At 59.8% G+C, this 23,598-nt stretch carries 16 protein-coding genes; all 16 read left to right on the forward strand.

Features of this window, described 5'->3' with window-relative positions; genetic code table 11:
* The first annotated feature begins 10 nt into the window (after positions 1 to 10).
* The 16 genes from tssF (at position 11) to ACZ9H3_RS21545 (ending at position 23,597) form a co-directional block, all read left to right on the forward strand.
* Positions 11 to 1,798, forward strand: coding sequence for a type VI secretion system baseplate subunit TssF (gene tssF / locus ACZ9H3_RS21470; RefSeq protein WP_330522150.1), 1,788 nt, complete (start codon positions 11 to 13; stop codon positions 1,796 to 1,798).
* Positions 1,762 to 2,769: a type VI secretion system baseplate subunit TssG gene (gene tssG / locus ACZ9H3_RS21475; protein ID WP_476222441.1), complete on the forward strand. Its 1,008-nt coding sequence runs from the start codon at positions 1,762 to 1,764 to the stop codon at positions 2,767 to 2,769. The genes tssF and tssG overlap by 37 nt, the downstream gene beginning before the upstream one ends.
* A 12-nt stretch (positions 2,770 to 2,781) precedes the next feature.
* Positions 2,782 to 5,391 carry a type VI secretion system ATPase TssH gene (gene tssH, locus ACZ9H3_RS21480; RefSeq protein ID WP_476222443.1) on the forward strand — a complete coding sequence of 870 codons (2,610 nt, stop codon included), beginning with the start codon at positions 2,782 to 2,784 and terminating at the stop codon, positions 5,389 to 5,391.
* Positions 5,392 to 5,401: 10 nt separating this feature from the next.
* Positions 5,402 to 6,919 carry a sigma-54 interaction domain-containing protein gene (locus ACZ9H3_RS21485; protein WP_476222810.1) on the forward strand — a complete coding sequence of 506 codons (1,518 nt, stop codon included), beginning with the start codon at positions 5,402 to 5,404 and terminating at the stop codon, positions 6,917 to 6,919.
* A gap of 87 nt (positions 6,920 to 7,006) precedes the next feature.
* The gene (locus ACZ9H3_RS21490; protein ID WP_065760330.1) at positions 7,007 to 7,138 is read left to right on the forward strand and encodes a type VI secretion protein; all 132 of its coding nucleotides are present in this window, start codon (positions 7,007 to 7,009) and stop codon (positions 7,136 to 7,138) included.
* A 17-nt stretch (positions 7,139 to 7,155) separates the two neighbouring features.
* On the forward strand, positions 7,156 to 8,352 hold the full coding sequence (gene tagH, locus ACZ9H3_RS21495) for a type VI secretion system-associated FHA domain protein TagH (RefSeq protein WP_454240959.1): 1,197 nt from the start codon (positions 7,156 to 7,158) through the stop codon (positions 8,350 to 8,352).
* Between the two features lie 5 nt (positions 8,353 to 8,357).
* Positions 8,358 to 8,855 carry a type VI secretion system lipoprotein TssJ gene (gene tssJ / locus ACZ9H3_RS21500; protein ID WP_065760332.1) on the forward strand — a complete coding sequence of 166 codons (498 nt, stop codon included), beginning with the start codon at positions 8,358 to 8,360 and terminating at the stop codon, positions 8,853 to 8,855.
* 2 nt (positions 8,856 to 8,857) lie between these two features.
* Complete coding sequence (gene tssK, locus ACZ9H3_RS21505) at positions 8,858 to 10,189, forward strand: type VI secretion system baseplate subunit TssK (protein ID WP_065760333.1); 1,332 nt, start codon at positions 8,858 to 8,860, stop codon at positions 10,187 to 10,189.
* Between the two features lie 5 nt (positions 10,190 to 10,194).
* Positions 10,195 to 11,082: a type IVB secretion system protein IcmH/DotU gene (icmH, locus tag ACZ9H3_RS21510; RefSeq protein ID WP_476222447.1), complete on the forward strand. Its 888-nt coding sequence runs from the start codon at positions 10,195 to 10,197 to the stop codon at positions 11,080 to 11,082.
* On the forward strand, positions 11,079 to 14,591 hold the full coding sequence (gene tssM / locus ACZ9H3_RS21515; protein ID WP_476222449.1) for a type VI secretion system membrane subunit TssM: 3,513 nt from the start codon (positions 11,079 to 11,081) through the stop codon (positions 14,589 to 14,591). The genes icmH and tssM overlap by 4 nt, the downstream gene beginning before the upstream one ends.
* Positions 14,591 to 15,319, forward strand: a complete 729-nt coding sequence (locus ACZ9H3_RS21520) for a PP2C family protein-serine/threonine phosphatase (RefSeq protein WP_476222451.1) — start codon at positions 14,591 to 14,593, stop codon at positions 15,317 to 15,319. Before tssM ends, ACZ9H3_RS21520 begins: the two co-directional genes overlap by 1 nt.
* Positions 15,316 to 16,275, forward strand: a complete 960-nt coding sequence (locus ACZ9H3_RS21525; RefSeq protein WP_476222453.1) for a serine/threonine-protein kinase — start codon at positions 15,316 to 15,318, stop codon at positions 16,273 to 16,275. The genes ACZ9H3_RS21520 and ACZ9H3_RS21525 overlap by 4 nt, the downstream gene beginning before the upstream one ends.
* Before the next feature lie 182 nt (positions 16,276 to 16,457).
* On the forward strand, positions 16,458 to 18,479 hold the full coding sequence (locus tag ACZ9H3_RS21530) for a type VI secretion system Vgr family protein (RefSeq protein WP_476222455.1): 2,022 nt from the start codon (positions 16,458 to 16,460) through the stop codon (positions 18,477 to 18,479).
* Positions 18,476 to 19,360, forward strand: coding sequence for a DUF4123 domain-containing protein (locus ACZ9H3_RS21535; RefSeq protein WP_476222457.1), 885 nt, complete (start codon positions 18,476 to 18,478; stop codon positions 19,358 to 19,360). The genes ACZ9H3_RS21530 and ACZ9H3_RS21535 overlap by 4 nt, the downstream gene beginning before the upstream one ends.
* Positions 19,357 to 22,818, forward strand: coding sequence for a T6SS effector BTH_I2691 family protein (locus ACZ9H3_RS21540; RefSeq protein WP_476222459.1), 3,462 nt, complete (start codon positions 19,357 to 19,359; stop codon positions 22,816 to 22,818). Before ACZ9H3_RS21535 ends, ACZ9H3_RS21540 begins: the two co-directional genes overlap by 4 nt.
* Entirely contained in the window at positions 22,815 to 23,597 is a 783-nt protein-coding gene (locus tag ACZ9H3_RS21545; RefSeq protein WP_476222461.1) for a hypothetical protein, read from the forward strand. Before ACZ9H3_RS21540 ends, ACZ9H3_RS21545 begins: the two co-directional genes overlap by 4 nt.
* The last annotated feature ends 1 nt before the right edge of the window (position 23,598 follow it).

Genomic DNA, 23,598 nt, shown 5'->3' on the forward strand with positions numbered 1-23,598 from the left:
CGGGTAGATCATGGCCTTTAACCATTACTACCAGAGTGAACTGACAGCATTGCGCCAGTTGGGGCGCCGTTTCGCCGACCGTAGTCCGGCGTTGGCGCCTTTTCTGGGGCAGGCCGGGCGGGATCCGGATGTAGAGCGTTTGCTTGAAGGGTTCGCGTTTCTTACTGGGCGTTTGCGTCAGAAGCTTGATGACGAGCTTCCGGAACTCAGTCACTCCTTGATGCACCTGCTGTGGCCGAACTACATGCGGCCGCTACCGGCCTTCAGCATTTTGCAGTTCGAGCCCATGGAGCGGCCCGGTCCGGCGTTTCGGGTCGAACGTCACACGGGGGTGAAAAGTCTTCCCGTCGACGGCGTGCAATGCCGCTTTCGCACGTGTTACCCAACCGATGTCCTGCCGCTGAAACTGAGTGCATTGAACTACTCGGTCAAGGGTGATGGAGCGCTGTTGGGCTTGCGCCTGGAGATGAGCAGCGAGGGGCATGTCGGCGAGTTGAACCTGAGGCAGCTGCGGCTGTTCCTGACCGGTGATGATCGTTACATCGCCCAGATGCTCTACCTGAGCCTGTTGCGCAACCTGGACCATATCGAACTGGTACCGCTGGACAGTGATGGTCAACCGCTGGTCAATGCCGCTGGCGAATTGAACCTTAAATTACCCGGTGACCGGGTGCAGCCCGTAGGGTTTGCCGAAGAAGAGGCACTGATTCCCTATCCGCTGAATACCTTTCGTGGCTATCGCTATTTGCAGGAGTATTTTGCATTCCAGGACAAGTTCCTGTTTGTTGACCTCGATGGTCTTGAGGTGCTGCAGACGCTACCGCAGGAGCTGTTGGCACAGACGCGAGGCCTGGAGTTGCGTTTCGATATTCGCAAGAGTGGTATCCAGCGTCTGCGACCGACCCTGGACAATGTGAAGCTCTACTGTACGCCCATCGCCAACCTGTTTGACCACGATGCATTGCCGATTCGTCTTGATGGCAAGGAGGACGAGTACCTGTTGTTGCCGGCCAGCTATGACCTTGAGCACTGTGGGGTGTTTTCGGTCGACCGTGTGGCGGGCTGGAGTACCGGAGGTGTCGGTTATCGGGACTATGTGCTGTTTGAGTCGTTCGAGCATGACGCCAGTTTCGACGTACCTCAGAGCCGCCCGCACTACAGTGTTCGGCAGCGGTCGTCGCTGCTGCATGAGGGGCTGGATACTTACCTGAGCTTTGCCATTCGTCAGGCTGAAGTGCAGGAAACACTGTCCATCGAGCTGACCTGTACCAACCAGAACCTGCCGCGTCGCCTCAAGTTGGGGGACATTTGCCTGACCTGTGAAGGGACACCCGAGTTTCTCAACTTCCGCAACATCACACCTACGACCTCAAGTTTTGCGCCCCCGTTGAATCGCGATTTCCTCTGGAAGTTGATCAGCAACATGTCGCTCAACTACTTGTCGCTCGCCAACGTCGATGCGCTCAAGGTGATTCTCGAAACCTACGATTTGCCGCGTTACTACGACCAGCATGCAGAAAAGGTCAGCAAGCGGCTGCTGGGAGGGCTCAAGTCGATTCGTCATCAGCCGGTGGACAGGTTACACCGTGGGCTGCCTCTGCGTGGCTTGCGTACTGAACTGACCATTGACCCGGAGGGTTACATCGGCGAGGGCGATCTCTTTGTTTTCGCCTCGGTGCTGAACGAGTTCTTTGCGCTTTACGCCAGTCTCAATTCGTACCACGAGTTACGAGTGAAAAGTACACAAGGAGAGGTGTACCAATGGATACCGCGAATGGGGTTACAGCCCCCGCTTTAACCGGATTGAGCCGGGTAATTCGAGAGTACTCGCTGTTCCAGGCTGTGTTGTTGGTGATCGACCGGCTGCGGGAGTATCACCCAGAACTGAGCGACGACGAGCTCTACGAACAGATGGAGTTTCAGGCCAATCCAAGCCTGGGTTTTCCCGGCAGTGACGTCGAACAAGTGGTGTTCTTTTACGAGCACGGAAAGCTGCGCGCACGTTTACGGTTCAACCTGATCAGCCTCTTTGGTTCCGGTTCGCCGCTGCCTGCATTTTACGGTGAGCAGGCACTGGGTGATGGTGAAGAGGGTAACGCGACCCGCCACTTTCTTGACCTCTTTCATGATCGCCTGCAGCGGTTGATGTTGCCCATCTGGCGCAAGTACCGCTATCGGGCGAGTTTCAAGAGTGGTGCGCTTGATCCGTTTTCCGAGCAATTGTTCGCCCTGATCGGTCTGGGAGGCAGGGATATTCGCGAGGCGCGGGAGCTGAACTGGAAGCGCTTGTTACCTTACCTCGGCCTCCTCAGCTTGCGGGCGCACTCTGCTGCATTGATCGAGTCGGTACTGCGTTACTACTTCAAGCATGCGCATCTGGTGATCGAGCAATGCATCGAGCGCCGGGTCGACGTTCTCGACGAGCAGCGTAATGGCCTTGGCCGATGCAATAGCCGGTTCGACGAAGACCTGGTTCTTGGCGAATCGGTACGCGACCACAGTGGCAAGTTTCGTATCCATATCCGTCAGCTCGACTGGACACGCTTCCACGAGTTCCTGCCGATCGGCGCCGGCTACCAGCCATTGTGCGCGCTGGTGAGGTTCACGCTGCGTGACCCATTGGATTACGACATCCGCCTGGTGCTGCGCCAGGAGGAAATCCGCGAACTGCGTATCGGTGAATCGAACGTCTGCCACCTGGGCTGGACCAGCTGGCTGGGGCCTGAACACGCTGACGGCGTGGTCACCCTGGGCAGCAAAACTCATTAAGGACAGAGGCTCATGATTAACGTAGATCTGCAACAACTCATCCAGGCCCTGGACACCGAAACCCGCCGAGACCTTGAATGCGCGGCTGAGTGTTGTGTCTCCCGTGGTGGTAGCAAGGTTCTGGTTGAAGACTTGCTATTGGGGTTGCTGGAGCGTCCGCACGGCTTGCTTGCACGAGCGTTGAGAGACGCTGAAGTCGAAGCGGGTGAGCTGAGTGCCGTGTTACAGGTGCAGGCCGAGCACAGTGCTTCGCGTAATCCTGTGTTCGCTCCTGAACTGGTGCAATGGCTGCAGGACGCCTTGCTTGTGGCAAACCTGGATCTGGGGCAGAGCCAGGTCGAGCAGGCCGCACTGATTCTCGCTTTGGTGCGCAACCCGCTACGTTATGCCGGTAGCCGCTATCAGCCTTTGCTGGCCAGGTTGAACGTTGAGCGGCTGAAGTCATTCGCCCTGTCGCAACAGGTCACCACTACCCATGAAAAAACCGGTGTTCAGGGTGAGTCGCTATTGCAGCGTTTCACCCATAACCTGACGCAGCAGGCGCGTGACGGCACGCTTGACCCGGTCTTGTGTCGCGATACTGCGATTCGCCAGATGGTCGATATCCTCGCCAGGCGTCGCAAGAACAATCCAATCGTGGTCGGTGAGGCTGGCGTCGGCAAGACGGCCATCGTGGAGGGACTGGCTTCGCGCATTGTTGCCCAAGAGGTGCCAGCGGCGCTCCAGGGGGTTGAACTGCTGTCGCTTGATATGGGCCTGCTGCAAGCCGGAGCGAGTATCAAAGGCGAATTCGAACGCCGCCTCAAGGGGGTGATCGATGAGGTCAAGGCTTCGCCGAAACCGATCATTCTGTTCATCGATGAAGCCCACACGCTGATTGGTGCCGGTGGCAATGCAGGTGGGGCGGACGCTGCCAATCTGCTCAAGCCTGCGTTGGCCAGGGGAGAGTTGCGCACCATCGCAGCGACTACCTGGGTCGAGTACAAAAAATACTTTGAAAAAGACCCCGCCCTGGCACGGCGATTTCAGCCGGTGCAATTGCATGAACCAACGGTCAGCGAGGCGGTGACCATTCTGCGTGGGCTGGCGCAGGTCTATGAGAAAAGCCACGGCATCTACCTGCGTGATGATGCCGTGGTGGCTGCCGCTGAATTGTCGGCCCGTTACCTGGCCGGCCGACAGTTGCCGGACAAGGCCGTCGATGTACTCGATACCGCGTGTGCGAGGGTTCGGATCAGTTTGGCCGCAGCGCCAGAGCGCCTGGAACACTTGCGCGGCAAGCTGGCCGAAGGCAAGCGACAGTATCAGGCGTTGCGCCGCGATGCCGAAGCAGGGTTGCTTGTTGAGCAGTCGGCTCTGGACGCATTGCGGGTACATCTGGCAGAAGTGGACGAAGAACAGCAGGTATTGGCGGAGCGTTGGCATGAGCAGCGCAGCCTGGCCGAACGGCTTCTGGAGCTGCGCCAGCGATTAGCCGAGGCTCGCGAAATCGGTATGCACGAGCAAGCTCAGGACGCCGCCGCGGAGCAACACAGCATCGAGGCGCTGGAAACGCTACTTCATGATACCCACCAGGCGTTGTGTGAGGCTCAGGCTCAAGAACGCCTGGTCAGCTTTGAGGTGTGCCCTCGTTTGGTGGCGGAAGTGATCAGCGCCTGGACGGGCGTACCGTTGGCACAACTGGCCTGGGAGCACAACGCCAAGGTCGCTCGTTTTGCCACTGACCTGCGAGCACGCATTCGTGGCCAGGAGCAGGCCGTACAGGCATTGGACCGTGCCATGCGTGCCACTGCTGCAGGGTTGAACAAACCCGATGCACCGGCAGGGGTGTTTTTGCTGGTGGGGCCCAGTGGTGTCGGCAAGACTGAGACTGCATTGGCGCTGGCCGACCTGTTGTACGGCGGCGAACGGTTCATCACCACCATCAACATGTCCGAGTTTCAGGAAAAACACACGGTTTCGCGTCTGATCGGAGCGCCGCCAGGTTACGTGGGGTATGGCGAGGGGGGCATGCTCACCGAAGCTGTGCGACAGAAGCCTTATTCGGTGGTGCTGCTCGATGAAGTCGAAAAGGCCGACCCCGATGTCTTGAATCTGTTCTATCAGATCTTCGACAAGGGCGTTGCCAATGATGGTGAGGGGCGCGAAATCGATTTTCGCAACACCCTGATTCTGATGACCTCGAACCTGGCCAGCGAGCGTATCAGTGCACTCTGTCTGCACGGCGAGCGGCCTACTGCCGAGGCGCTGGAAGACGCCATTCGGCCAACACTCAGTCAGCACTTCAAGCCGGCGTTGCTCGCGCGCATGCGTGTGGTGCCGTACTACCCGATGGACGCAACGGTGCTTCGTGAGCTGATTGAAATCAAGCTGCAGTACCTGGGCGAGCGTTTAACCAGGCGGCAATTGACGTTCAGCTACAGCCCTTGCCTGGTGGATCACCTGGCTGAGCGCTGTACCGAGAGTGATAGCGGTGCGCGCTTGATTGATCACCTGCTTGACCGGCACCTGTTGCCGCACGTGGCCGACCGTCTGCTGGCGTCGATGGCCACAGGTGAACGTCTCTCACGGGTGCATGCGACGTTCGACAATAGCGCAGGCGTGGTGTGTGAGTTTGTCTGAGGGCGCGCAGATGTTTACGCGAGTAGCGCAACCCTTGATCTATGCCGAGGCGGTGCTGGCGCAGTTTGCCAGCTTGTCGCGTGTGACAGACGAAGGTGCGTTGTTGGCCGATTTCGTCCGGGCCACCGCTTCGCTCAGTGGTTGTGAGTTGAGCCAGTTGTACCTGCTTGATGCCACTCATACCACATTAGGGCTGAGTGCAGAGTGGCTGGACGGTGTACTCCAGCCTCGGGAAATGGCCACGTTGCCTGCAGACTACAACGGTGAGCAATTGTTGCAGTTTGCGCTGTGCCAAAACCGAGAGGTCAGTATCAGCGACCTGAGCGGTGGCATCCATGAAATCAGTTTTCTTCCACGGCACGCCAAGGCATGGCGCTCGTTGTTGTGTGTGCCGCTGAGCAATCGCCAGCAGGCCGTTGCAGGCGTTCTGCTGTGTGCCAGTTGCAGGCCTGTCGATCTGCAGGGCTTTGCCTGTTCCCTGAGCGTCCTTGGGCGCTTTGTGCTCGGCCAGTTGCATCTATTGCAACGGCGCCTGTGGTCCTCCAGTGATGTGCCACCGGCATCAGAGCCGGTGATCTGTTCGGGTGCTTATGGCCTGATCGGCAAGAGTGCCGGAATGCGCCAGACCTATCAGTTGATCAGCAAGGTGTTGCACACCCCATATACCGTATTGCTACAAGGCGAGACGGGTACCGGAAAAGATGTGGTGGCACGGGCAATTCATGATTATGGCCCGCGCCGATCAAAGGCCTTTGTCGCGCAGAATTGTGCGGCGCTTCCGGAGCAACTGCTGGAGAGTGAACTGTTCGGTTATCGCAAGGGCGCGTTTTCCGGTGCCAACAGTGACCGGGTAGGGCTGTTCGAGGCTGCTAATGGCGGCACCTTGCTGCTGGATGAAATTGGCGACATGCCGCTCACCCTTCAGGCCAAGTTGCTGCGCGTATTGCAGGAAGGCGAGATTCGTCCGTTGGGGGCCAATCAGACGCAACGGATCGACGTGCGGATCATTGCCGCGACCCACCGTGATCTATTGGCACGGGTTCGTGAAGGGGCGTTTCGTGAAGACCTCTATTACCGCCTGGCGCAGTTTCCAATCACGCTACCGGCCTTGCGCCAACGCGAAGGTGATTTGCGTGAGCTGGCTTTGCACTTCGCTGACAAGGCCTGCGCATTCCTGCAGCGTGAGCCACTGAAATGGTCGGATGCGGCATTTGAACGCCTTGGCGGATACAGCTTTCCGGGCAACGTCAGAGAGCTCAAGGGCCTGGTCGAACGGGCCGTATTGCTGTGCGACGGCGGTGAACTGTGCAGCGAGCACTTCACCTTGACTACCGACACGTTGCCGCAGGCGCCTGCCCGTAGCCTGCGTGAATGCCTGGAGCAGGTTGAGCGCACATTGTTGCTTGATTGCCTGCGCAAGCATGGCGGTAACCAAACCCTGGTGGCACGCGAACTCGGCCTGCCACGCCGCACCCTGTTGTATCGACTCGGACGCTTGAGCATCCCGCAGGGCGGTTTTGACGGTTAGCAGCACATGACCTTTTTACGCCTTTTTTCTTTCCGGTAGCCCTGAAAGGACAGGGGTTCTGCACGCTTTTTTCAAGGAGATTTTCTGATGTCTGTTCGTCACTGGCCACCGGTGTTGCTGGTCCTGATTGTTCTGGGCGGCTGCAGCGGTAACTACAAATTCAATGACAACGCGTATCGCCCGTTGGGTGACCCGCAGGCATTCAATCGCGGCAAGTGATCGCAAGGAGCCTCATCATGGAACTGATTTTCGATTGGCTGAATCCACCCCAGCCTGCCGCTGGAGTCTCTTGCAGTAGAACCTTTGGGGCGTTCGGCGGTGTGATCGGACGGGGTGTGAATTGTTACTGGCCCCTTTCGTGTGCTGCGTTGACGTTATCAAAGCAGCACGCGCTGATCACGTTCGATAACGGTAAGTTCATGCTGATCGATATCAGCACCAATGGCACGTTGGTCAAGGACACTGGCCAGCGCTTGCGCGCGGGCGAGTCGCTACCGATCGAGCATGGTTTTACGTATGTCGTGGGTGACGTCGAGCTCCGTGCAACCCTGGTGGGTGCTGATGTTGACGACCCCAAGCCGACTGAGCGTCCCCCGCAGGCAGACAATCACATTCCACAGGGGGCATTGTTCGGTTTCGATCTGTCTGGCTCCGACGATGACGACGACCAGATCTATGCAGAATTTCAACGGCTAGACGAGGGATCGGCCGTGTCTTATCCGGTGCATCCGGGTGCGGACTATGCCTCCATCACGCATGAGCATCTGCATGTACCGACGCTTCAGGCGCCGCAGGACATGGCCGCTCGTGAGGAGCTACCGCTCACTCCAGAGGTGCGTAGCGAAGGGTTCTGGACGCAGTTTGGCGTTGCTCTGGGCGTTGATGTCAACGCGCTCGATGACTCGGGCCGGGAGGCGCTGGCGCTCAAGGTTGCGGCGCTGTTCAAGCAGAGTATCGACGGTATCCAGCAGGGCTTGCATACGCGCAGTACGTTGAAGCGAGAGCTGCGCCTGGCTGTGACCACGGAGGGGGCCAGCCGTAATCCGCTCAAGCACACCGCGGATGCCAGTGGCGCGTTGAGCCTCATGCTGTCACCGGGAACGCCAGGGCAACTGCCTGCTGACCAGGCGCTGGCGTTTGCGTTTCGCGAACTGCAAGCACATCAGGTGGCGTTGCTTGGGGCAACGCGAGCGGCATTGCGTGGCGCCCTTCAGCATTTTTCGCCCCAACAGCTGACCTTGTGTTTCGAGCGTGAGGGGCATCAGTCACTGTTTGCGACTGCGTTCAGTCGCTGGAAAGCTTTTGAGCGTTACCACCATGCGCTGTGTCGAGATGACGAGTGGAGTGAACGCTTGCTGGCGCGAGACTTCGCCCGTGCCTACGAAGAGCAGGTCCGCCTGATCACCACCCTCCATCACCCACACCAAGGATGATGCTTATGCCTCGCTTGACTTCATGCTTCAAGACGATTGCCGCGTTGACGGCACTGCTGCTGTTGGCAGGTTGTGCATCGCTCTCGCCGTATTCGAACCTGACCAAGCTGAACCTGAAGCTGACCGCCAGCGATCAGCTCAACCCAGACCTCCACGGACGCCCGTCGCCGATCGTCGTACGCCTGATGGCGCTCAAACATCCGGTGGCGTTTGAGAACGCGGATTTTTTCAGCCTCTACGAGCGTGCCAAGGAAAGCCTGGCGGTGGACTTGTTGGCCAGTGAAGAGCTGGAGCTGCGTCCGGGGGAATCCATTGAGCTCAAGCTCAGTGTCGAACAGGGCAGTCGCTATGTCGGCGTGGTGGCGGCTTACCGCGACTTGTCGCAAGCCCGCTGGAGTTACGTGGTTCCTCTCGCGCCAGAGGCCTTGACCGAGGTTGAGCTGGTGCTTGCTCAGGCAGGTATTCGCTCCCGTAACGACCCATTAGCAAGCACGGATAACTGATCATGAACAGGGACAAAGTCATTTGGCAGGAAGGCATGTTGCTGCGCCCGCAGCACCTTCAGCACAACGACCGTTACTACGACTATCAAATGAGAAGCCGAACCCACCTGCTGGGCAGTTACATGTGGGGATTTTTGCGATTGGAGATCGACCAGCAGTTTCTCAAGATGGGGAAGCTGGCGATTAGCCAGGCGTCCGGCATCTTGCCGGATGGCAGTCTGTTTGAACTGGGGGGCGAGGGGCAGCCGTTGGTGCTCGATGTTCCACCCAGTACGGGTAATACGCCGGTCTACCTGGCATTGCCATTGATCACGGGTCATCACATCGAGGCGCGCCGGCCGGAACAATCCGATGTGCTGGCGCGTTACACCCACTACGAAACCGAGGTCGCAGACTCCAATGCCGGTGCTGATTCCAGCCGGGTGATCAGTTGCGCACGTCCGGATTTTCGCTTGTTGCTGGGTGAGCAACAGAGCGATCAGGCCTATGTGAAATTGAAAATATGCGAAGTGTTCGACACCTCGGCGGATGGAGCCATCACGCTTGCAGAGGACTTTGTTCCGACCTTCATCAATGCCCAGGCGTCTGGCTATTTGTTGTCCTGCCTGAAGGAAGTCATCAGCCTGTTGGCCCATCGAGGGGACGCCCTGGCGGAGCGGATCCGCTCTAACGGCAAGGTGGGCGGCGCCGAGGTGGGGGACTTCATGATGCTGCAGTTAATCAACCGAACCGAGTTGGTGTTGCGTCACTTTCTGGATATTGAGCAGGTGCATCCTGAGGTCTTGTACCGCACGCTACTGGCGATGCTCGGGGACCTTGCAACCTTCTCCAGTGAGCACAAACGCCCGCACCTGGACAGCCGCTATCAGCACAGTGACCAGGGCTCCAGCTTTCGCAGCGTGATGAATGCCATCCGTCAGGTGCTGTCGATGGTGCTTGAGCAGCATGCCATCGAACTTGAGCTGCAAGTGCGCCAATACGGTGTTCTGGTCTCCCCACTGAATGACCCTACGCTACTGGACTCGGCCTCGTTTGTGCTGGCTGCCAGTGCCCATTGTGACGGTGACGAACTGCGCCAGCGTTTGCCTGCACACCTCAAGGTCGGCGCCGTGGAGCAGATTCGACAATTGGTCAACCTGCACCTGCCGGGTATCAAGGTCAGGCCGTTGCCGGTGGCCCCACGGCAAATTCCGTTTCACGCCAACAAGAGCTATTTCATCCTGGAACTGAGTGTTGAAGAGCGTTCCCAGCTGGAGAGCTCGGGTGGTTTCGCCTTCCATGTGTCGGGTGAGTTTGCCGAACTTGAACTGGCTTTCTGGGCGATCAGGAATTGAACGGTATGTCTGAAGAAAAGCACCGTTATCAGGACTTGACCGTTCTTGCCAGTTCCCACAATGGCAGCCTGCCAGAGGGGGCACCATTGACCGACCAGGCAGGCGCGGTACGTGTCGAGGCGCTTGCTGATCGGCTGGTGTTCAGCGCCACTGCGCGCCCAACCCACAGTTTTACCCTGAGTATCAACACGTTGGTTGCTGCGGCCTCCGAGCTGCTGTCCGAGGTCATCAGGATCAAACAGAGCCGTATTGGCGAAGAGCTCACATTACTTAACAAACGCCTGCAGAACCATGTCACTGCCTTTGAGCAGCGTGCGGGTCAGCTTGGGGTGGAAAGCCGTCAGGTCTCGATGGCCTCTTATGTGCTGTGCACGGTGGCCGACGAAGCAGTGGTCACGACGTCGTGGGGCGTTAATAGCGACTGGTCTCAGAAGAGCCTGCTCAGCACTTTCCATAACGAAACCTTCGGTGGCGAGAAGTTCTTCTGGCTGCTTGAACAGTCGTTGAAAGCGGCTGCCGGACATTTGCAGATGCTGGAGTTGATGTACCTCTGCCTGGCGCTCGGGTTTGAGGGCAAGTACCGAGTGGCCGACCGCGGCATGCAGGGGCTCGATGGCATTCGCGATGACCTGTACCAGCGTATCCGTCAGTTGCGAGGCGATGTACCGCGCGAACTGTCGCCGCAATGGAAAGGCTTGGGTACCCAGCGGCGAAATCTGGTGCGCATCGTACCGACCTGGATGGTCGCGATGTTCACCTTGGTCAGCCTTGGGGTGATGTACTCGGGATTTGCCTGGGTACTCGGCGAACAGCGTGAGCGCGCGCTGCAGCCTTATTTGCCGACGGACTCGGCAGCGGTTCAGCTTCAACCGCCATACAGAGACATGCCATGAAAACCTTTTTCGAGAACATACGTACCTGGTTGTCCAGGACCTGGGTCTGGTCGCTTTTGCTGGTGCTGTGCCTGGCGCTGCTGGTGTGGTTTGTCGGGCCACTGTTGGCGGTTGATGACTACAAACTCTGGGCACCTGCGACGTCCCGTCTGCTGAGCATCAGTGTGTTGTTTCTGTTGTGGGGGCTGGGGCTGGTCTTCAGCAATTGGCGCGCCAGCGTACGCAAGCAATTGGCCGAAACCCTCGAAGATTCCGAGGCACGTCGCAGCAGCCGCGAGGCGATGGATGCGCAGCGGCGTGAAGTCGTCCGCCGTTTCAAGCAGGCGTTGCGCACCTTGAAAGCGTCAAGCCTCTACCGTGGCCGTAGCGAACGATGGCGCAACGATTTGCCTTGGTACTTGCTCATCGGTCCCACGGCCAGCGGCAAGACCAGCCTGTTGGAGCTTTCGGGGCTTGAGTTTCCTCTCAACACCTTTGACCGTAAGGCCAATGGCGATGTCACCAGCACCCCGCACTGCGACTGGTACTTTGCCGATCACGGCATTCTGATTGATACCAGCGGGCGCTATCTGGAGCAATCCAAGGCTGCTGTCGATGGCGGTGCCTGGTCTACCTTGCTTGGCCTGCTACGTAACCGCCGGCGTAATCGTCCACTTAATGGCGTGGTCGTGACGGTGCCTGTGGGCCTATTGCTGAGCGTTGACAGAGATAACTTCACGACCGCCGTGCAACAGGTGCGTGGTCGACTTCATGAGATACATCAACGGCTGCAGGTCGACTTTCCGGTCTATCTGGTCCTGACCAAGGCTGATCTGCTACCCGGCTTCGACGCCTTTTTTAGTCAGTTGACCCACGAGGAAAGCCAGCAGGTGCTGGGGAGTACACTGCGCGCCGATCAGGACGGAAACGATGCAGGGGTACTGCGTGGGGAGTTTGAAGCGCTACTGCACCGGTTGAACAGCCAGGTGATTCAGCGAGTGCACCTGGAGCGTGATATCGAGCAGCGCGGGTTGATTCTCGACTTCCCCAATCAGTTGGGGGCACTGGGGGATGGGTTGTGCGAGTTCGTTCAGAAGGCCTTTGGCGGTAATCGCTATCAGCTTGCTATCCCCTTGCGCGGCTTTTACCTGACCAGCGCTGCAACCGCTCCGGCCCAGCCGAGTGCTCATGCAAACCAGCACGTGCCAGTCAATTCGACAGCTGCTGCCTCCATGGGGCGTTCATGGTTTATCCATCATTTGTTCAGCAAGGTCATTTTTCCCGAAGCCGATCTTGCAGGATTGGACTCGCGTGAGCGCCGTCGTATTCATTGGGGACAACGGGCGGTTTACCTCGCCGCGTTGGCGGTGCTGGTCGGGCTCGGGCTGCTGTGGAGCAATGGTTTTTCGGCCAACCACGAGCGTTTTGAACACCTGCGTGAACTGGCCAGGCAATCGGCTGCACAGGATTCACAGGCGCTGGCTGCGAATGACCCGGCAACCTTGCTCAAGGCGCTTGACCTGCGCTTTGCGGCAACCGAGGTATTCCCTGAGGCTGCGCAGGTCTCACCCTTTGAACGTACTGGGTTGTATCAGGGCCGCGCCAGCAAACCACTGCTCGATGCTGCATATGAGCGTGAGCTGGAGGAACGGTTGCTGCCTTGGCTGGCAGCGCAACTTGAAGGGCAGATTCGTGGCAGCCTGAAGGACCGCACACGCTTGCTCAACAATCTGCGTGCCTACCTGATGCTGAACCTGACGACGCGTCGCGATGCCGCGTGGCTCGAACAATGGCTGGCGTCGCAATGGTCTGTGCGTTATTCCGGCAACACGGCGCTTCAGCAAGGCCTCAATGCTCATTTGCAGCGTTTGTTGGCCCGGCCATTCAGTTACCCGCTCAACGACACGCTGGTTGGTCAAGCGCGCCATGTGTTGCGTGGCGAGTCGTTGGCCAATGTGGTCTACCGCGTGCTGCGCGAGCAGGCTCGGAGCATGCCGGACTATCGCTTAAGCCAGCACCTGGGTTCACAGGGCGGTTTGTTTGTTGGCGCGGACCATGCGATACCGGGCTTCTACACCCAGCAGGGTTATCAGCAGTACTTTGCGCCTCAGGGCGTTAACCTGGTGACCGATATCCTGCGGGACAATTGGGTGTTGGGTGAGGGCAGTGATATCAGCGCCATGGACCTGCGGCGGCTGATGGTCGAGCTTGAGCAGCGCTACTTCCGTGACTATGCCAACTTTTGGGGGGATGCGCTCGGCCGGGTGGCGTTACGGCCCTCGAACGATGCTGGCGAAGCCGCCGAGTTGCTGGCCGGGCTGATTTCGGCCAATTCGCCGGTGCTGCTATTGCTGCAAGAAGTCCGAGAAAACACCCGCTTTGCATTGGTTGCAGACACGCTGGGCAGCCTACCGACGCCTGCCGACCGTGTGGGCGACAAGGCGGGTGCGTTGGGCAAGCTGACTGTCGCTGCAGCAGGCCAGGCCCAGGGCGCGTTGGCCAAGGCGTTGCCGGACACGGCGAAACAGGCGCTGCAGCGGCGCTTCGAACCTCTGCACCGGCTGCTTGATAGCAGCAATGGCCCGGCTGGCGACCTGACGCCAGCCTTGCAAGCCCTTAACGATGTGCAGTTGCAACTGGCCAGCCTGGCCCGCGCCAGTGCCCCTGAGCAAGCGGCATTCGACATGGCCAAGGCCCGCATGATTGGCCAGCGCGATGCCTTGAGCAGTTTGCGCAACGCGTCGGGGCGTTTGCCGCGCCCGGTCAGTGCCTGGTTCAGTGTACTGGCCGAGGACAGCTGGCGTCTGGTGCTTGACGATACCTACCGCTACTTGAATCAGCGCTACCAGAGCGAGCTGTACAGCTTCTACCGCAAGGCTGTCCACAAGCGTTATCCCTTTGACGCCCACAGTGCCAGTGATGTCGCGTTGGTGGACTTTCGCGAGTTCTTCAAAGCCCAGGGGATTGCCGAGCGCTTCTTCGAGACCTACATGCGGCCCTTCGTCAGTGGTGATCCGGGGCGCTATCGCCTACGCAGTATCGATGGCCAGAGCTTGCCTGCGTCCAATGCCTATCTGGACCAGATGGCTGCGCTTCAGGTCATTCGACAGAGCTTTTTTGCCCACAACCCGAACGAGCCCGAAGTTCAGTTCAAGCTTGAACCCTACACCCTTGATCCGTCGGTGAGCCGGGCCGAGTTCCGCTTTGGTCATCAGGTTGTCGAGTACCGCCATGGCCCCATCGTGCCAACGGCATTCAGTTGGCCAACCGATGCGCAGGATGGACGCAGCAGCCTGGTGCTCGAACGCGCGGTCGGACGGCCGATCGGCATCGAGAAGAATACGGGGCCTTGGTCATTGTTCCGCTTGTTTGACCTGATGCAGACCGAGTACCTCAGTGGCCGTGATGTGCTGGTACTCAAGGCCGACGTTGGCGGCCTGCGAGCCAATTACCTGTTGATGAGCCAACGTACGCCGAATCCATTTGATATGGGCGTGTTGCGCACCTTCCGTATGCCGGTGCAGCTCTGATGGTGTCTGAAAGGGCGTGTTGTAGCGCGGGGCACACCGAGGTTGGCAAGGTGCGTGAACACAACGAAGACGCCTTTCTCGATTGCCCCGCGCAGGGGCTCTGGGTTGTTGCCGACGGCATGGGCGGTTACGAGCGCGGCGCCATGGCCAGCCAACTGATCGTCACCAGCCTGGCCGATCTGCCGGTGACCCTGAGCCTTGATGAGCGGGTCAAGGCGGTACGCCAGTGTCTGCATTGGATTAACCGGCGCCTGAGCCAGGAACTGACGGTTACCGAGGGGCACTCTGAGCGCATCATGGGCAGTACCGTGGTTGCCCTGATGCTTGAGGGTAGCCGCGCGGCATGCATCTGGGCCGGCGACAGTCGCTGCTACCTGTGGCGAGAGCGGCGTCTGTACCAGTTGTCCAGAGACCATTCGCTGCAACAGCAACTGATTGAGCAGCAGCAGATGAGTGCCGAGCAGGCCAGCGCCCACCCGTCGGCGAATGCCCTGACTCAGGCCGTTGGTGCACGGGCGCAACTGACGCTGGATATGCTCGAGTTCACTGTCTATCCCGGTGATACCTTGCTGCTATGCAGTGATGGCCTCTATCAGGCGCTGGAGTGTGAAACGCTGGGCAGTGCCCTAAGCCGTTCTACACCGCATATGGCGTTGAAACGGTTGTTCGAGGCCGCGCTGTGTGGCAGTGCTCAGGACAACCTGACAGCCGTGGTGATCCGTCGATGAGCGAACCGGAGAGCGACGCCAGCCTGTACTCGGGCTTTGCCCCTGTCGGCCAGGTTCAATGCGCGCCTGCCAGCATCCGTGGCAAAGCGCTGCCTGATGTGGTTGCCGGGCGTTACCGCATCGAACGCCTGCTCGGTGTTGGAGGCATGGGGTGTGTCTACCGTGCGCGGGACTTGCTGCATGAACAGTTCGGCGATCCTGCGCCCCCTGTTGCGCTGAAGTTTCTCGCGGACAGCCTCGACGAGTCGCCGGATGGCGCGGCGCTGCTGTACAGCGAGTTTGCGCTTACCCGGCACCTGCACCATCTGAATGTCGTGCGCCTGTACACCTTTGAAGTCGACACCGATTGCCAGCGTGCCTTTATCAGCATGGAGCTGATGCAGGGCCTGACGCTGGACAGGCTGCTTTGCGAGCATCCGCTGGGGCTGCCGTGGCACATATTGCGCAGTATTGCCTTGCCGCTGCTCGATGCCCTGGCTCATGCACACCAGCGCGGTGTCGTGCACGGTGATCTCAAGCCCAGCAATGTGATGCTCTGTGACGATGGTCCGCGGCTCTTCGACTTTGGCCTTGGGCACGCCGAGGAAGGGATGCCTGGCCTTGCACGCTTGAGTCGAACCCGTTTCAACGCCTGGACCCCAGGGTATGCCGCCGCTGAATTGCTGGAAGGGGCAGCGCCTTCGGCCCGCTCCGACCTGTTTGCGCTGGCCTGTGTGCTGTATGAGTTGGCCGGGGGCAAGCATCCCTATCGTCGTTTGCCAGCAACCCAGGCCTGCGCCGAGGGCCTGGAGCGAGCACTGCGTGCGCCGAACAATCTGCCCAGGCATTGCTGGTCGGCCCTGCGCACCGCGTTGGCGTTGGATGCCTCACGGCGAACCATCAGCGTTTCTGACCTTCAGGCTGTATTGAGCCGTGTGCCGTTCTGGCGCCCGCGTTGGCAAGGGCAGTGGTGGTGATGCCACCGCAGACCGTGAGCTCACGCGGGAAACAGGCGGCATGCGGTGTGGCTGGAACGCACTTTCAGACGCGTCCTACATCCTTCTGGAAGCGTCTCTGGTAGCGTTATTTCCTTCTTGAATTCGGGCCGTTTACGTACGCGCAAGCGCCCTGCTTATTGAACTTGCGAAAGGAACAACGGATGTTCGCTTGCGCCAATCAAACCGCGTTCAGCCTGACGTTCAACGACGTCGACCACGACTTTCAGGTGCTGGCGTTCAATGGCCAGGAAGCCATCAGCACACCCTATGCCTTCGAGGTGGAACTGGTCAGTGAGCGTGCCGATCTGGCGCTTGAGCACCTGCTGCACAGGCAGGCATTTCTGGCGTTCAATGATCAGGGCGCAGGCATTCACGGGCAGGTGTTTCGCATCGCACGGGGTGAGTCCGGCAAACGCCTGACCCACTACCACCTGACGCTGGTGCCGCAACTGGCCTACCTGGCGTTGCGCCGTAACCACCGGATCTTTCAGCAACACACCCTGGAGCAGATCATCGCGCAGGTGCTCAAAGACCACGGCATTCTCAGCAACGGCTACCAGATGCACCTGGAGAAGACCGCCTCACCACGTGAATACTGCGTGCAGTATGGTGAGACCGATCTGTACTTCATTCAGCGGCTATGCCACGAGGAGGGCGTGAGCTACCGCTTTGCGCATGGCCCAGAGGGGCATGTCGTGGTGTTCAGCGACCATCAGACCTTCTTCCCCAAACTCGGCCGGCCCACGCCTTACCAGCAGGACAGCGGCATGGTGGCCGATGAGCCGGTGATCAATCGCTTCGAGGTCCGTTTGGAGGCCCGCACTCGGCGGACGGCACTGCGCGACTATGACTTTGAGAAATCCAGTTATGTGCTGCAGGCCGAGGCTGCGGCGGATGCGTTGTTTCCAGAGCCGGACCTGGAAGACTACAGCTACCCCGGCGGCTTCCTGACGGGCGAGCGTGGCAAGCCGCTCAGTCAGCGGACCATGGAGCGTCACCGCGCCGACTACCGTCAGGCCGAAGGCCACAGCGATCAACCTGCGCTGGTCAGCGGCTATCTGCTGGAACTCTCCGAGCACCCGCGCAAGGCGTGGAACGGCCTATGGCTGCTGACCTCAATTGAGCATGAAGGCAAGCAGCCCCAGGTATTGGAGGAATACGTTACCCACGACGACGGGGGCGAGTTCTCGCAAGGTTACCGTAACCACTTTACCGCCACGCCCTGTGATGTGTTTTACCGCCCGCCGAAGGCCTATCCGAAACCCCGTATACCGGGCAGCCAGACCGCCCGGGTGACCGGCCCGAAAGGCGAAGAGATCTATTGCGATGCCTATGGCCGGATCAAGGTGCAGTTCCACTGGGACCGTGAAGGCCAGAACAACGACCACAGCAGCTGCTGGCTGCGGGTGGCCTCAGGGTGGGCGGGTGACCATTTTGGCAGTGTCGTCATTCCCCGTGTGGGCATGGAAGTGCTGGTCACTTTCCTGGAGGGGGATCCGGACCGTCCGCTGGTCAGCAGTTGCCTACCGAACAGCATGAATCCCGTGCCTCATGAATTGCCGGCAAGCAATACCCGCAGCGTCTTTCGCAGCCGCAGTACGCCGGACGGTAGTGGTTTCAACGAACTGCATATCGAGGATCGCAAGGGCCAGGAACTGATCTACCTGCGCGCCCAGCGTGATATGGAACAGAAGATCGAGCACAACAGCCGGCTGGACATCGGTCATGAGCGCAAGACCACCGTGAAAGGCAACTGCATCACGGTCCTGGATGCTGAGCAGCATCACCGTGTCAGTGGCGACCGCAAGGTACATCTCAAGGCCAACGACTACCGGCAAGTGGCTAACAATTGTCATACGCAGGTCGGGCAGGTGTTGGTGGTCGAGGCGGGGCAGGAGGTGCACCTGACGGCGGGGGGCTCTGTGGTGGTCGATGCAGGTGCCTGCCTGGCCCTGAGAGGCGGCGGTCAGCAGGTGTTGATCAGCGCTGGCGGCATCTTCAGCAGCACGGACATTCAGTTGGGCGGGGCGCCTGTTGCCGCTATGCCCGCCAGCCCGCAGTTGCCGGGTGTGGTCAGTGCCTTGTCGGCGCCTCAGGTACAGGCACAACGGCAGGCGCTGTCGGGCGCTCCAGCGCGCTGCGAGGTCTGTGAGCAGGCCCGAGCACGGGCGCAGCAAGCATGATTTCAGAGCGCCCGGCTGACTACCTGTTGATTGATGGCGTGCTCAGGCCAGAAGCCCTGGCCAGGCTGCAGGGTTATCACGAACCATTGGAGGTTGTACCGCTTTACGCCGGAACGCGCTGGGCCGAGTTGTCGGACCTGGGGCCGATACTGGTGAGGGCCCCCGCGCATTCAACGCTCCTCCAGCACGCGAGCACTGCAGACAACGGCTGGGCCAACAGCGTCAGCCTGCTGTACAGCACCCAGCCGATGAAGGTGGTGGCAGAGCATCTGCGCCATTTCATCGCGCCGCCCGATACGTTGGGCGGCACTGGCCTGTTGCGTTTCGCCGACCCGTTGGTCGCGCACTTCTGGCTGGGCAGCTACCCCGCCGTGCATCTGGATGAGGTGCTGGGGCCACTCGATGCCTGGCAGGTGCCCGAACCCCATCATGCCTGGGTGGTGTGCGATGCCACTGGCTGGCGCACCTTTGTCCGTACAGCAGCGCCACCGACATGGGCGGATGACCACGCACGGCTCAGTCACGCGCAGCTTGAAGCACTGGGCAATGCCGGGCGCTGGCGGTTTATCGAACGGCTGTATGCACAGCTTGTCCAGTATTTTGCGCCATCGTTGACCGCGCGCGATCAACGCACCCTCGCGCAGTGGTTTGACGCCCGCCTGGATGACGGCGAGGCCTGGGGGCTGACGACAGAGCGGGGCCTGGTGATTTGGCTGAAGTACAGCCTGCGCTGGGGCGATGACTTTACGGAGCCCCCCCACAGCCCCTATCGACGCTGGCTGGCGCACAACCCTGAGGCGCTCAGGCTGCCTGCGGATCAACGCATGCGACGGCTGGATGACCACTGCCTGGCAATCGAATTAGACAAGGATGCAACATGAATCAGGAAGCCAGTCAGGCAGAACTTGAGCACGTACGTCTCCGGCAAGCCTTTGACGATGTTCCGGTGGGGCGCGGCTGTTGCCCGATGAAGTCCCCGGAGGTTGCCATCTTCCCGGTGCGCTACGCGATTGACGCGTCCCCGGAAAAAGGCCAGGCACAAGGCCCGCATCCACTGCCCAAAGGCTGGGCACCCAAACTCCAGCCCACCTTGAAAACCCGCAGTTACACCCTGCGCCAACTGCGGGACGGCTGGTTGTATGTCTGGGACAGCGTCGACAAGACCTTCCACGAATACCAGGTCATCGGGCGGATGTTTACCCGCCACACCTGGACCGCATTGGAAATTGGCCAGGACCTGCGAACCAACCCCGGCGAATCACGGCCGTACCTACTGTACCCCCGCCGCAGCATCTTGCGCCTGGCCTTTTCGCCGGTGCAATGGACCTGGCGGCTGTGCGAGGCCATGCGTTCCGGTGGCCTGCAAACGCCCTGGTTGCGCGACCTCGACCTGCCGGACTACTGCGACACCTACCAGGTTGCCCACGGTGCGCCACTGGTGCAACTGGGCCAGAGCGTGGCCGATATCCGCGTACAGGACCAGCCTGCACCGAACCTGCTCAGCACCACGCTGCCCACCGATGCCGACCCATCCGACCCCGACCGGCCGTTCAAGCGGGATTTCGAGGAAGCGCTGATTCGTGGCTACGTGCCAGACCAGAACACGGCACTGTTCATCGCCCTCGACGACCCGTTGGCGCTGGTTGACGACCTGAGCCTGAACCTCACCGGGCGGCGCCTGGAACAGGCACTGTTCGAGCAGGAGCACCAGGAGAAACTGCAAACGGCCACCGCGGTGCAAGCACTGTGCGGCTTTGATTGCACACCGCTGCTACCCGCGCACGTCGCCCAGGACCCGGCACTGACCCGTGCCTACACCGATGACCTGTACACGTTGCTCAAGGCCAATGATGGCGTCGAGCGGGGTCGGGACGTGGTTGACGGTCCCGAATCGGTACTGGTAGGGACGTGGCGCTGGGAGATCGAGGCACTCGAGGCGAAGTTCATTCAGCGCTGGGGCACACTACCGCACCCCGGTACCTGGCGGCGCACGCTGGCCGAGTGGCGCGACAAACGCCTGTGGCGCGAAGACGTCCACTTCGATGAACTGCAAGGCTTCCTGAGCCGGGCCACGGCCCAGGCGGCCCAGCTTGAGGCCCATGCCCAGCGCAGCGAACGCGACCTGCTCAACTGGCTGGAGCGGCTTGCACCGAATGCCGACACCCTGTTCTTCGACACCTGCCACCCAGCCCACAGCCGCGCCTTGCTGGAGACTGCCGAAGGCCTAGCAACCCTGTTGGGCGGCGGCGAGGCCGGGCAGGACTGGCTGTGCCGGCAGGCGGTGAAACCGAGCACCCTGCTGGGCACGGCGCTGTTCAACTTCAACCCGGAAATTGCCGCGCTGGTACGCACGGTCGCGCACAACTTCGCCACCACCGGCTTGCTCGATGGCCGTAGCCAGGGCGATGGCAGCACACTCCCCGTCGACCCCGGCAACCCGGCAGATGTCACCAGCGTTGCCACCCGTGCGAACGAACTCAAAGGCGTGCTCGACCTGCCCTCGGTCAAGCAGAGCAAGGCCTACCAGGCGCTGAGCACGACGGCCCGGCAGGCGTTCGACACCCTGGTAACGGTGGCTAACAGCAGTGCCGAAGGGGCCTGGCACACCCTGAGCATGACCCTGGCGCCGGCCCTGCAACGGGCCTACGCCAGCGCGACGGACGTGCTCTCTCAGGTGGCTACTCAGGCCTTGATCTCGACCCAGGCCTCTGACGCTACCCAACTGCGCTTCAACCCCGACTTCAAGGCGCAATTCCGCGGCTGGCAGCAGCAGGTCCTTGGCTTGCAACGGCAGATCGACGCCCAGCAGCGCACGCTGACACGTCCCGGCGCGCCTCACGATCAGGCCGCGACCCGCACCGCGCTACGCAGCTTGACCCTGCAACTGCAGGACCTGCATTTCAGCCGGCCGCATCAACTGCTGTTCACACTGTTCCCGGTCAACCGCCTGAACGTGCATGTCGATCACCTGCACCAACAACTGGGCGACCTCGGGCAGCAAGAGGCCCTGGCCCAGCACCGCCTCAAAAGCCAACAACGCGAGCGCTTCAACGCCCGCAGCCGCGAATGGATGGGCAAGCACTTCGGCCAGTCGCTGCCGCTGATGCTGGTCGGGCTGAATGTCTGGAACACCCTGTACAGCCTTGAACAAGCGAGTGCCGACGGCCTGTTCAACAACAGCGAACTGCGGATGATGACCGCCAATGCGGCCTATACCGGTAACGCAATGATGGCCGTGTGCGTGGGGCCGGCGTGGAATCGTGCGCAGGGGATGTCTGCGCGGTTGGGCGAAAAAATCAAGCAGCTTACAAAGGCGGGCGCGAAGGCATGGCTGGCTCAAGGCAATATCAACTTCGCGCAAACCGCCAAGCGGCTGATTGCTCGAACTGCGACCTGGGCGGCGCTCGGTGCAATTGCAGCGGGTGTTGAGGCGTGGCAGGTGTCCAAGGATATTGCGGGGGCGAGCAATGAAGATGAAAAAGAAGCACTGGAATGGAAGCGTCTGTCGCTGCTCGGAATGGCGGGCGTTGCCAGTTTTCAGCTTGCGGGAGCGATTGCAGGCTACTGGTTCAACTTTGCCTGGATCATGTCCTCACCGGTCACCATGATTCTGGCCGCACTCGGTATGGCCTATTTACTGTTCTCTGCACGTGCCAACCGGTACAAGCGCGAAGGCTTGCGCCTCTGGTTGTACCGCTGTAGCTGGGGCAAGGCACCGGAGGACAGTTGGGTTGGCATTGATGGCCATAAAACCCAACTGATGGCTTTGCTGGAGATCCTGCAGCGGCCCAGCGTCTGGGCCCGGGCGGTGTACACCTACCCGGACCGTGGGCCACAGCGCTGCCTGGGGTTCTGGGTACAACTGCTGCTCCCCGCCACCCTGGCAGGCAGTATTGTCCAGCTGCAACCAGTGGTGATCGACAGCGAAGGCTCGCCGGTCTATCACACGCCGCAGCAGCAGAGCCCACTCTACGAGCACTTTCTGCGCGGCCATTGGGTTGATCCTGAGTTGGCCGGACAACTGCCGGAGGCCGCCGGTGGCCAGCAATTACAGAGCGACTTTGCCTATCAGGCCAAGGATCAACACCGCGTATGGCAGGCCTGGGTGGCGACACCCAAGAGCAATACAGCGCTGGAGCTGGAGGTGCATTACCCATCACCGCTCAATCAGCGCGCAGACGCCCGTGGCTACATGTTCCGCGTGGCCCTACGCGACGATTTGCGTGAGGCCGAGCGCCAAAATACGCTGTTCACGGACATGCTGCCTGACGACCAGAAGCTGGAGAAACACAGCCTCTACGGGTTGAACCTTCAGGTGCCAGAGGGGATGGCGAAATGAAGGCTTCAGAAGGGTTGTCTCGCGTAAGGTCCCTGCTGGACAACTGGGCCACACCACGAGAACTGCCGCCGCAACTGACGTGGAAGTATGCACATGAACCAGAGCTGCTGGGGTGGAGGATCAAGGCTCGAAACTATAATACGACCATCGCCAATGGCCTATTGGTTGTGATGTTGTCGATAGTTTTTGGGCTCGCACTTTACCAATATTTTACTTCAGTATTCGAACCTGGTTTTTCGAAGATATTGATCTATGTTCTATTTTTCTTTTTCATATCGACCCCTGCGGTATGCATGACCCATCAGCGCATGAATTTTGCCTACCGCTTTACAGCATCTGGCGCAGAATTTTGTGAATGGAAAAATTTTCCAGAGTGGACGCTGAGGTTCTTGACGTGTCTCGCGATTGTTACGGCGATTCTCTTTGCCTGCATGGCAAGCCTCGACCGCGACGCTAGTTATCTGATTTATGCCGTGATCGGGCCTGCCAACGTGATGCTGTTGCGTGCCTCAATGAACTCGAAAGCCTATCGCGACTTGCAGACGGAATTTCATCACAGAACCTATGAGTGGTCGAGATTTACGTTGGTGGTGGTCGATAAGAAACAAACGTTGGTCGGCTTGGAGTTTTGCTGGTATGACGATTATATGAACAAAGATTCTTTAAGTACCGCGCCGCTGTTTGCGAAGCGTCGTGAGTTTGATCATTTGCTGGCCTTTTTCGAAGAGCGGCTTCCACACGTTCCTCGCGTCGCTCGCCACATAGACAGGGATGACTGAA

Source organism: Pseudomonas sp. TE3910 (genome assembly GCF_056279025.1).

What these genes read in the sequence shown, in the direction of transcription:
- tssF (WP_330522150.1), top strand. Translation starts at nt 11, where the DNA reads ATGGCCTTTAACCATTACTACCAGAGTGAACTGACAGCATTGCGCCAG.
- tssG (WP_476222441.1), top strand. Translation starts at nt 1,762, where the DNA reads ATGGATACCGCGAATGGGGTTACAGCCCCCGCTTTAACCGGATTGAGC.
- tssH (WP_476222443.1), top strand. Translation starts at nt 2,782, where the DNA reads ATGATTAACGTAGATCTGCAACAACTCATCCAGGCCCTGGACACCGAA.
- ACZ9H3_RS21485 (WP_476222810.1), top strand. Translation starts at nt 5,402, where the DNA reads ATGTTTACGCGAGTAGCGCAACCCTTGATCTATGCCGAGGCGGTGCTG.
- ACZ9H3_RS21490 (WP_065760330.1), top strand. Translation starts at nt 7,007, where the DNA reads ATGTCTGTTCGTCACTGGCCACCGGTGTTGCTGGTCCTGATTGTTCTG.
- tagH (WP_454240959.1), top strand. Translation starts at nt 7,156, where the DNA reads ATGGAACTGATTTTCGATTGGCTGAATCCACCCCAGCCTGCCGCTGGA.
- tssJ (WP_065760332.1), top strand. Translation starts at nt 8,358, where the DNA reads ATGCCTCGCTTGACTTCATGCTTCAAGACGATTGCCGCGTTGACGGCA.
- tssK (WP_065760333.1), top strand. Translation starts at nt 8,858, where the DNA reads ATGAACAGGGACAAAGTCATTTGGCAGGAAGGCATGTTGCTGCGCCCG.
- icmH (WP_476222447.1), top strand. Translation starts at nt 10,195, where the DNA reads ATGTCTGAAGAAAAGCACCGTTATCAGGACTTGACCGTTCTTGCCAGT.
- tssM (WP_476222449.1), top strand. Translation starts at nt 11,079, where the DNA reads ATGAAAACCTTTTTCGAGAACATACGTACCTGGTTGTCCAGGACCTGG.
- ACZ9H3_RS21520 (WP_476222451.1), top strand. Translation starts at nt 14,591, where the DNA reads ATGGTGTCTGAAAGGGCGTGTTGTAGCGCGGGGCACACCGAGGTTGGC.
- ACZ9H3_RS21525 (WP_476222453.1), top strand. Translation starts at nt 15,316, where the DNA reads ATGAGCGAACCGGAGAGCGACGCCAGCCTGTACTCGGGCTTTGCCCCT.
- ACZ9H3_RS21530 (WP_476222455.1), top strand. Translation starts at nt 16,458, where the DNA reads ATGTTCGCTTGCGCCAATCAAACCGCGTTCAGCCTGACGTTCAACGAC.
- ACZ9H3_RS21535 (WP_476222457.1), top strand. Translation starts at nt 18,476, where the DNA reads ATGATTTCAGAGCGCCCGGCTGACTACCTGTTGATTGATGGCGTGCTC.
- ACZ9H3_RS21540 (WP_476222459.1), top strand. Translation starts at nt 19,357, where the DNA reads ATGAATCAGGAAGCCAGTCAGGCAGAACTTGAGCACGTACGTCTCCGG.
- ACZ9H3_RS21545 (WP_476222461.1), top strand. Translation starts at nt 22,815, where the DNA reads ATGAAGGCTTCAGAAGGGTTGTCTCGCGTAAGGTCCCTGCTGGACAAC.